The sequence below is a fragment of the Phocaeicola sp. ICN-14070 genome (assembly GCF_037892625.1).
In the GTDB taxonomy this organism is placed as follows: domain Bacteria; phylum Bacteroidota; class Bacteroidia; order Bacteroidales; family Bacteroidaceae; genus Phocaeicola; species Phocaeicola plebeius.
Genome location: NZ_JBBKBF010000097.1, coordinates 1 through 8,612, shown reverse-complemented (window position 1 = coordinate 8,612; position 8,612 = coordinate 1). Strand labels below are relative to the sequence as shown.

The window sequence follows — 8,612 nt, the reverse complement described above, 5'->3', positions numbered from 1 at the left end:
CTCATCGGCGAACATGGCTGAATATCTGCGCTATATGTATAAGACGGTCAGAAAATATTACGGCGAGGCAATCGTGGTGACGCAGGAGGTGGACGACATTATCAGTTCTCCGGTGGTCAAAGAGAGCATTATCAACAACTCGGATTGTAAAATCCTGCTTGACCAAAGGAAATATATGAACAAGTTCGACCAGATACAGGCGTTGCTCGGACTGACGGAAAAGGAGAAGTCGCAGATACTCTCCATCAACATGGCGAACAACCCTTCACGGCTCTACAAGGAGGTGTGGATAGGCTTGGGCGGCACGCAGTCGGCGGTCTATGCCACGGAGGTCAGCGCGGAAGAGTATCTGGCGTACACCACCGAGGAAACGGAAAAAGTGGAGGTTTACCGTCTGGCGGAGAAGCTGGGCGACGACATCGAAGCCGCCATCCGGCAGCTTGCCGAAAGGCGGAGAAACAAGGAATAACTAAAAAACAGAATGTATCAACCAAAAAAGAAAAACGCGTATGAATTTACCAAAAGTGAAAATGCTGCAAGTCAGCAAGTGCCTTATCGGATTGGCGGTCATGATGCTGCAATCCTGCGACGTGGCCGACAACCGCCGCGACATGCTGTGCGGGAACTGGGAGAGCGTGGAGGGAAAACCTGACGTGCTTATCTACAAGGAGGGCGAAGCCTACAAAGTGACGGTGTTCCGTCGTAGCGGTCTGCGCCGCAAGCTCAAGCCGGAAACCTATCTCTTGCAGGAGGAGAACGGCAACCTGTTCATGAACACCGGCTTCCGCATCGACGTGTCCTACAACGAGGCCACGGATGTGCTGACTTTCTCGCCAAACGGGGACTATGTGCGGGTGAAGCCGCAGCCGGGACATCCGACCGAAGAATAACAACCACTAAAATCCAAAGTAACATGAGAACAAGAATAACAATGATTATCTGCCTGTGCCTGCTTTTCGCGGGCAGGGCAAGCGCACAGTGGGTCGTAAGCGATCCGGGCAATCTAGCGCAGGGCATCATCAATGCCTCCAAAAACATCATCCATACCTCCAAGACCGCCACGAACATGGTGAGCAACTTTCAGGAGACGGTGAAAATCTATCAGCAGGGCAAGAAGTATTACGATGCCCTCAAATCGGTGAACAATCTGGTCAAGGACGCCCGCAAGGTGCAGCAGACCATCCTGATGGTGGGCGACATCACAGACATCTATGTGAACAGTTTCCAACGGATGCTCCGTGACGGGAATTTCAGACCCGAAGAGCTTTCCGCAATCGCTTTCGGCTACACGAAACTGCTGGAGGAAAGCAACGAAGTGTTGACGGAACTCAGGAACGTGGTGAACATCACCACGCTCTCCATGACCGACAAGGAGCGCATGGACGTGGTGGAACGCTGCCACTCGAAGATGAAGCGTTACCGCAACCTCGTGAGCTACTACACGAACAAGAACATCTCCGTGAGTTACCTGCGTGCGAAAAAGAAGAACGACCTCGACCGCATCATGGGGCTGTACGGGAACATGAACGAAAGATACTGGTAGCCTATGAAGTTCGACAACCTTCATCAGATTTTACGTTCACTTTATGAGCAGATGATGCCGCTGTGTGGGGACATGGCTGGTGTGGCGAAAGGCATCGCCGGGCTGGGTGCGCTGTTCTACGTCGCCTACCGGGTATGGCAGTCGCTGGCGAGAGCTGAACCGATAGACGTATTCCCGATGCTCCGTCCTTTTGCCATCGGTCTGTGCATCATGTTCTTCCCGACTGTGGTGCTGGGCACGATAAACAGCATCCTCTCACCCGTCGTACAGGGCACGGCAAAGATGCTGGAGGCGGAAACGCTGGACATGAACCGATACCGGGAGCAGAAGGACAAACTGGAATACGAGGCGATGGTACGCAACCCCGAAACCGCCTACCTCGTGTCCAACGAGGAATTTGACAAGCAACTGGAGGAACTCGGCTGGTCGCCCTCCGACATGGTGACGATGGCGGGAATGTATATCGACCGGGGAATGTACAACATGAAGAAGAGCATCCGCGACTTCTTCCGCGAGATACTCGAACTGCTGTTCCAAGCCGCCGCCCTCGTGATAGACACCGTCCGCACCTTCTTTCTCGTGGTGCTGGCGATTCTCGGTCCGATAGCCTTCGCCCTGTCGGTATGGGACGGTTTCCAAAACACGCTCACGCAGTGGATATGCCGCTATATACAGGTCTATCTGTGGCTACCGGTATCGGACATGTTCAGCACCATACTGGCGAAGATACAGGTTCTGATGCTGCAAAACGACATCGAGCGGATGCAGGCAGACCCGAACTTCTCGCTGGATTCGAGCGACGGGGTGTATATCGTATTCCTCTGCATCGGCATCATCGGCTACTTTACCATTCCCACCGTTGCGGGCTGGATTATCCAAGCCGGAGGCATGGGCGGTTACGGTCGCAACGTGAACCAGATGGCGGGACGAGCCGGAAGCATGGCGGGCAGCGTGGCGGGTGCAGCCGCAGGAAACGCAGTCGGACGTGTCGGCAAATTGCTGAAATAATCAATGTGCAATCATAAATTGGAAAATATAAATGGAATTCAAATCACTTAGAAACATCGAATCGTCGTTCAGGCAGATACGCCTGTTCGGTATCGTCTTCCTCTCGCTGTGCGCCGTGGTGACGGTGTGGAGCGTGTGGAACTCCTACCGTTTCGCAGAGAAGCAACGGGAGAAAATCTATGTGCTGGACAACGGCAAGAGCCTGATGCTCGCCTTGTCTCAGGATTTGTCGCAGAACCGCCCGGCGGAGGCACGGGAACATGTGCGCCGTTTCCACGAGATGTTCTTCACGCTATCACCTGAAAAAAGCGCGATTGAACACAACGTGAAACGTGCCTTGCTGCTGGCGGACAAGAGCGTGTACCACTATTATTCGGACTTCGCGGAGAAGGGGTACTACAACCGCATCATCGCCGGGAACATCAACCAAGTGCTGAAGGTGGACAGCGTGGTGTGCGACTTCAACGCCTATCCCTACCGTGCCGTGACCTACGCCACACAGAAAATCATCCGGCAGAGCAACGTCACCGAGCGCAGCCTCGTGACCACCTGCCGCCTGCTGAACGCATCGCGGTCGGATGACAACCCGAACGGTTTTACCATCGAGGGTTTCACCATCATTGAGAACAAGGATTTACAGACTATCAAACGGTAACAGGACATGAAAAGTATCAGAAAATCAATGTGGGGCATGTATTGGAAACTCCACGACAAACGGAAACGCTTGGCGGCAAGTCTCAAAGGGTATCTGGACGGCTTGCCGCCGGAAACACGCCGCCGCATCGTGCTGGGGATGTTCGCCGCCTTCGCGGTGCTTGCCCTTTACACCTTCGGCAGAGCCGTCTATGACATCGGCAGGAACGACGGCTCACATATGGAAACGGGACACGCCGGACGGGTGGAACTGCCGACCCCGGCGGAAACAGGCAATCACTTAACACCTTATTTATATGGAACAGACAAAGAATGAACCGACGAAAGAGAACAAAGCTGCTCCCGAAACGGGGAAACCGAAAAAGGAGCGCGAACCGCTGACAGAGGCGCAACGGCTGAAACGGCAGAAGATGATCGTGCTGCCCGCTATGGTGTTGGTGTTCATCGGGGCGATGTGGCTGATATTCGCCCCGTCCTCCGGCAAGGAGCAACCGCCGGGAACGGACGGATACAACACCGAGATGCCCGACGCTGACAAGGCGAACCGGCAGATTATCGGCGACAAGCTGAAAGCCTACGAGCATGGGGAGATGGAAGAGCGTCAGGAGAGCCGCAACCGTGCCATCGGGCAGCTGGGCGACATGTTCGACCGCGAGATAGCGGGAACGGAGAACGGAGTGGACTTCGACCTCGCCAATCCGGGCGGCAAGGAAGAAAGGGCAAAGCCAGCCACGCCGCAGACCATCCAGTCCTCCGCAGCCGCCTACCGTGACCTGAACGCCACGCTCGGAAACTTCTACGACCAGCCGAAAAACGACAATGCGGAGATGGACGAATTGTTGGAGCGCATCGCATCGCTGGAGTCGGAACTGGAAAGCGAGATGGGCAAGGCTTCCTCTATGGACGAGCAGGTGGCTCTTATGGAGAAGTCCTACGAGCTGGCGGCAAAGTACATGGGCGGTCAGAACGGAGGACAGCCATCGGCGGAACAGAGGGCAGAGCCAACTACCGTGCAGAAAGGGAAGAAGAACAAGGCAATGCCTATCAGACAGGTGGAGCATCAAGTAGTTTCTTCACTCTCACAGCCTATGAGTAACGCGGAGTTTGTCGCCGCCTTATCGCAGGAACGCAACCGGGGTTTCAACACGGCTGTCGGCACGGCGGAGGTATTGGACAGGAACACCATACCGGCGTGCGTGCATGGGGCGCAGAGCGTGACGGACGGGCAGACGGTAAGGCTGCGCCTGCTGGAGCCTATGGCGGTGGCAGGCAGGACAATACCCCGGGGTGCGGTGGTGGTCGGCACGGGCAAGATACAGGGTGAGCGGCTCGACATCGAGATTACCTCGCTGGAATACGACGGCACGATTATCCCCGTGGAGCTTGCGGTCTATGACACGGACGGACAGCCCGGCATCTTCATCCCGAACTCGATGGAGATGAACGCCGTCCGGGAGGTCGCCGCCAACATGGGCGGCTCGCTGGGAAGCAGCATCAACATCTCCACCAATGCCGGGGCGCAGCTCGCCTCCGACTTGGGCAAGGGGCTGATACAAGGCACGAGCCAGTACATCGCCAAAAAGATGCGAACCGTCAAGGTGCATCTGAAAGCCGGGTACAGGGTCATGCTTTACCAAGAAAAATATTGAAAACAATAAAAATTACCACTAAAATCCAAAAGTAATGAGAAAAGTAATCATCATGTTTGCCCTCGCTATGGGCATCATAACTGCCAACGCGCAGGAGAATGTAACCGTTGAAACGACCAACGGAAGTGAACAACCGACCTTGACGAAGGAGGTCTATCCGCAGAAGGAGGCGGACGGCGACCTATATCACGGGCTGTCACGCAAGCTGACCTTCGACCGCATGATACCGCCGCACGGTCTGGAAGTGACCTACGACAAGACCGTCCACGTCATTTTTCCGGCGGAGGTGCGCTATGTCGATTTAGGCTCGCCCGACCTGATTGCCGGGAAAGCCGACGGAGCGGAGAACATCATCCGTGTGAAGGCTACCGTAAGGAATTTTCCCAACGAAACGAATATGTCCGTCATCACGGAGGACGGCAGTTTCTACACCTTCAACGTGAAGTACGCCGCCGAACCGCTGTTGCTCAACGTGGAGATGTGCGACTTCATCCATGACGGCAGCACGGTGAACCGCCCGAACAACGCGCAGGAAATCTATCTGAAAGAGCTGGGCAGCGAAAGCCCGATGCTGGTGCGCCTTATCATGAAGTCCATCCACAAACAGAACAAGCGCGAGGTGAAGCATATCGGCTGCAAGCGTTTCGGCATCCAATACCTGTTGAAAGGCATCTACACGCACAACGGCTTGCTTTATTTCCACACGGAGATAAAGAACCAGAGCAACGTGCCTTTCGATGTGGACTACATCACTTGGAAAATCGTGGACAAGAAGGTTGCGAAGCGTACTGCCGTGCAGGAGCAGATTATTCTGCCGCTCCGCGCGCAGAACTACGCCACCCTCGTGCCGGGCAAAAAGAGCGAGCGCACGGTCTTCACGATGGCGAAGTTCACCATCCCCGATGACAAGTGCCTCGTGGTGGAATTGAACGAGAAGAACGGCGGCCGTCACCAGTCCTTCGTGATTGAGAACGAGGATTTGGTACGCGCGGGTACCATCAACGAACTTCAAGTACGCTGACCATGAGAAAGTACATCGCAATAATCATCGCGTCGCTTGCCCTTTTTACAGGGCAGGCGCACGCCCAGCGGTGTCTGCCGAAGATGCAGGGCATCGAGGTGAGGGCGGACATGGCGGACGGCTTCAATCTCGGCGGCAAGGACGGCGGGTACAGCTTCGGGGCGGCTCTCTCCACCTACACGAAGAAGGGGAACAAGTGGGTGTTCGGTGGCGAATACCTGTTGAAGAACAATCCCTACAAGGACACCAAGATACCCGTGGCGCAGTTCACGGCGGAGGGCGGCTATTACTTCAAGATACTGTCGGACGCCCGAAAGATTGTTTTCGTCTATGCCGGGGCTTCGGCTCTCGCCGGATATGAGGCGGTAAATTGGGGGAAGAAGGTGCTGCATGACGGCTCCACGCTGCACGACCGGGACGCCTTCATCTACGGCGGTGCGCTGACGCTCGATGTGGAGTGTTACGTGGCAGACCGTATCGCCCTGCTTGCCAACCTGCGGGAGCGTTGCCTTTGGGGTGGCGACACACGGAAGTTCCACACGCAGTTCGGGGTCGGTATCAAGTTCATCATCAACTGACACGGGCATGGAAAGGACGGAAATAGATGCTGTCAGAAGGATGCCGCTTGCGGATTTTCTCGCACGGCTGGGGCATGAGCCTGTCAGAAGGAGCGGTAACGAGCTGTGGTATCTTGCCCCGTACAGGGGCGAGCGCACATCCTCTTTCCGTGTGAACGTGGCGAAACAGCTCTGGTACGACTTCGGTTTGGGCAAGGGCGGCGACATCTTCACGCTTGCCGGGGAGTTTCTGCAAAGCGATGACTTCATGAAGCAAGCGAAGTTCATAGCGGAAGCCGCCAATATGACGGTTGCCGGATGGGAAAAGCCCGTCTATCTCTCGAAGCCGACCGAATCCGTTTTTGAGGATGTGGAGGTCGCTCCGCTGCTCCGCTCACTGCTGACGGAGTATTTAGAGGAACGGGGCATCCCTTACGCCATCGCATCCCGTCACTGCTGCCGCTTGAACTACGGTGTGCGTGGAAAACGGTATTTTGCCGTTGGCTTTCCGAACATGGCAGGTGGCTATGAAGTCAGAAGCCGATATTTCAAGGGTTGCATACCTCCGAAGTCTGTATCACTGGTAAAGGCGAATGACATCCCGGCTGACGAGTGCCTCGTGTTCGAGGGCTTCATGGACTTTCTCTCTGCCGTGACGCTTGGTGTAACCGGTAACGCTGACTGTCTTGTGCTGAACTCAGTCGCCAACGTGGAGAAGGCGGCGGGATTGCTGGACGGATACGGGCGCATCGGCTGCTTCCTCGACCGTGACGAAGCCGGACGGCGGACGCTTGCCGCACTTACCATGCGATACGGGGAACGTGTCACCGACCGTTCCTCCCTCTATGACGGTTGCAAGGACTTGAACGAGTACCTGCAACTGACAACGAAAAAACAGAAAAACAACCATCTAAAAATCGAAGAACAATGAACATACTGAACAACAGAAACAAGAGAACATCAATATTCAAGGCAGTGGCGTTATGCCTGATAGCCGCCATGTCATTCACCCTCGTGTCATGTGACGATGACATGGACATCCAGCAGTCCTATCCCTTCACGGTGGAGGTCATGCCCGTGCCGAACAAGGTAGTAAAGGGGCAGACAGTGGAAATCCGCTGTGAACTGAAAAAGGAGGGCGACTTTTCGGGTACGCTCTATACCATCCGCTATTTCCAGTTCGAGGGGGAAGGCTCGCTCAAAATGGATAACGGCATCACCTTCCTGCCTAACGACCGCTACCTGCTGGAGAACGAAAAATTCCGCCTGTACTACACGGCGGCGGGTGATGAGGCGCATAATTTCATCGTGGTGGTGGAGGATAACTTTAGCAACTCCTACGAACTGGAATTTGACTTCAACAACAGGAATGTAAAGGACGACGATCTTACCATCGTTCCCATCGGCAACTTCAGCCCCTTGTTGAAATGATGCGTGTATTCATGACAATGCTCTGTTCACTTCTGACGGTCTGTTCTGTGTCCGCGCAGATCAGCCGCCAAGAGGGAACGGACGGGCAGGCGGCAATCTACCGACTGCCGCTTATGGAACGTGCTTTTTTATGCTGCCGCTACTTTGAAGGCTGGCACTCAGAAAAACACTACCCATACGTCGGTTGGGGTCACAAACTTTTGCCAAACGAGAAGTATTCGGCACGAACCATGACAAAACGGGATGCGGATGAACTTTTGCGGAAAGACCTGCGCAAATTTGTCGCCATGTTCCGTAAATTCGGGGTTGATTCGATTTTGCTTGGCACGTTAGCTTACAATGTGGGACCGGCGAAGCTGTTAGGCAGCAAAACAATCCCCAAAAGCACCTTAATCAAGAAGCTGGAAGCTGGTGACAGGAACATCTACCGTGAGTATATAGCCTTCTGCAACTACAAAGGAAAACGCCACGCCATGCTGCTCAAACGGAGAAAGGCGGAGTTTGCGCTGTTGTATATCCCATAAAAGGACTGACAAAACTGGCAAAAGACGTGCCATATTTAACTTGGCACGTCTTTTGCTCTATCACTTGATAGATTATCGTAGGATTTTCTCGTTAATTGACATCGTTGAGCCATTTTTGCCTATCGGTTTCCAAATAACACTTCAAGTTGTAAGTGTTGTGAGAGCAATACAAAACATAGTTATTAACCATAAAAAGTATAGCGAAATTATGAAGAAAGTATTTAG

General features: G+C 54.2%; 12 protein-coding genes. All 12 read left to right on the top strand.

Going from position 1 to position 8,612, the window contains the following annotated elements; all coding sequences use genetic code 11:
• Window positions 1-469 (top strand): TraG family conjugative transposon ATPase (locus WKT20_RS17010; RefSeq protein ID WP_340417783.1); only part of this gene is annotated, 469 nt, incomplete at its 5' end.
• Window positions 470-509: 40 nt separating this feature from the next.
• The gene (locus tag WKT20_RS17005) at window positions 510-890 is read left to right on the top strand and encodes a DUF3876 domain-containing protein (RefSeq protein WP_004291516.1); all 381 of its coding nucleotides are present in this window, start codon (window positions 510-512) and stop codon (window positions 888-890) included.
• Window positions 891-913: 23 nt separating this feature from the next.
• Window positions 914-1,543 (top strand): DUF4141 domain-containing protein, encoded by a 630-nt coding sequence (locus tag WKT20_RS17000; protein ID WP_004304283.1) that lies wholly within the window; start codon window positions 914-916, stop codon window positions 1,541-1,543.
• A gap of 3 nt (window positions 1,544-1,546) precedes the next feature.
• Window positions 1,547-2,551 carry a conjugative transposon protein TraJ gene (traJ, locus tag WKT20_RS16995; RefSeq protein ID WP_004291518.1) on the top strand — a complete coding sequence of 335 codons (1,005 nt, stop codon included), beginning with the start codon at window positions 1,547-1,549 and terminating at the stop codon, window positions 2,549-2,551.
• Window positions 2,552-2,582: 31 nt separating this feature from the next.
• Entirely contained in the window at window positions 2,583-3,206 is a 624-nt protein-coding gene (gene traK, locus WKT20_RS16990; protein WP_004291519.1) for a conjugative transposon protein TraK, read from the top strand.
• A 27-nt stretch (window positions 3,207-3,233) separates the two neighbouring features.
• Entirely contained in the window at window positions 3,234-3,521 is a 288-nt protein-coding gene (locus tag WKT20_RS16985; protein WP_018697145.1) for a TraL conjugative transposon family protein, read from the top strand.
• Complete coding sequence (gene traM / locus WKT20_RS16980; protein ID WP_340417782.1) at window positions 3,502-4,854, top strand: conjugative transposon protein TraM; 1,353 nt, start codon at window positions 3,502-3,504, stop codon at window positions 4,852-4,854. The genes WKT20_RS16985 and traM overlap by 20 nt, the downstream gene beginning before the upstream one ends.
• A 34-nt stretch (window positions 4,855-4,888) precedes the next feature.
• A complete protein-coding gene (gene traN / locus WKT20_RS16975) occupies window positions 4,889-5,875 on the top strand; it encodes a conjugative transposon protein TraN (RefSeq protein ID WP_004291522.1) in 987 nt (328 codons plus the stop codon).
• A gap of 2 nt (window positions 5,876-5,877) precedes the next feature.
• Window positions 5,878-6,453, top strand: a complete 576-nt coding sequence (locus WKT20_RS16970; RefSeq protein WP_004291523.1) for a conjugal transfer protein TraO — start codon at window positions 5,878-5,880, stop codon at window positions 6,451-6,453.
• 7 nt (window positions 6,454-6,460) lie between these two features.
• On the top strand, window positions 6,461-7,363 hold the full coding sequence (locus tag WKT20_RS16965; protein WP_004291524.1) for a toprim domain-containing protein: 903 nt from the start codon (window positions 6,461-6,463) through the stop codon (window positions 7,361-7,363).
• Window positions 7,360-7,863, top strand: coding sequence for a DUF3872 domain-containing protein (locus WKT20_RS16960; RefSeq protein ID WP_004291525.1), 504 nt, complete (start codon window positions 7,360-7,362; stop codon window positions 7,861-7,863). Before WKT20_RS16965 ends, WKT20_RS16960 begins: the two co-directional genes overlap by 4 nt.
• Entirely contained in the window at window positions 7,860-8,387 is a 528-nt protein-coding gene (locus tag WKT20_RS16955) for a glycoside hydrolase family protein (RefSeq protein WP_004291526.1), read from the top strand. Before WKT20_RS16960 ends, WKT20_RS16955 begins: the two co-directional genes overlap by 4 nt.
• The last annotated feature ends 225 nt before the right edge of the window (window positions 8,388-8,612 follow it).

What these genes read in the sequence shown, in the direction of transcription:
- WKT20_RS16965 (WP_004291524.1), top strand. Translation starts at nt 6,461, where the DNA reads ATGGAAAGGACGGAAATAGATGCTGTCAGAAGGATGCCGCTTGCGGAT.
- traN (WP_004291522.1), top strand. Translation starts at nt 4,889, where the DNA reads ATGAGAAAAGTAATCATCATGTTTGCCCTCGCTATGGGCATCATAACT.
- traJ (WP_004291518.1), top strand. Translation starts at nt 1,547, where the DNA reads ATGAAGTTCGACAACCTTCATCAGATTTTACGTTCACTTTATGAGCAG.
- WKT20_RS16955 (WP_004291526.1), top strand. Translation starts at nt 7,860, where the DNA reads ATGATGCGTGTATTCATGACAATGCTCTGTTCACTTCTGACGGTCTGT.
- traM (WP_340417782.1), top strand. Translation starts at nt 3,502, where the DNA reads ATGGAACAGACAAAGAATGAACCGACGAAAGAGAACAAAGCTGCTCCC.
- WKT20_RS17000 (WP_004304283.1), top strand. Translation starts at nt 914, where the DNA reads ATGAGAACAAGAATAACAATGATTATCTGCCTGTGCCTGCTTTTCGCG.
- WKT20_RS16985 (WP_018697145.1), top strand. Translation starts at nt 3,234, where the DNA reads ATGTGGGGCATGTATTGGAAACTCCACGACAAACGGAAACGCTTGGCG.
- WKT20_RS17005 (WP_004291516.1), top strand. Translation starts at nt 510, where the DNA reads ATGAATTTACCAAAAGTGAAAATGCTGCAAGTCAGCAAGTGCCTTATC.
- WKT20_RS16960 (WP_004291525.1), top strand. Translation starts at nt 7,360, where the DNA reads ATGAACATACTGAACAACAGAAACAAGAGAACATCAATATTCAAGGCA.
- WKT20_RS16970 (WP_004291523.1), top strand. Translation starts at nt 5,878, where the DNA reads ATGAGAAAGTACATCGCAATAATCATCGCGTCGCTTGCCCTTTTTACA.
- traK (WP_004291519.1), top strand. Translation starts at nt 2,583, where the DNA reads ATGGAATTCAAATCACTTAGAAACATCGAATCGTCGTTCAGGCAGATA.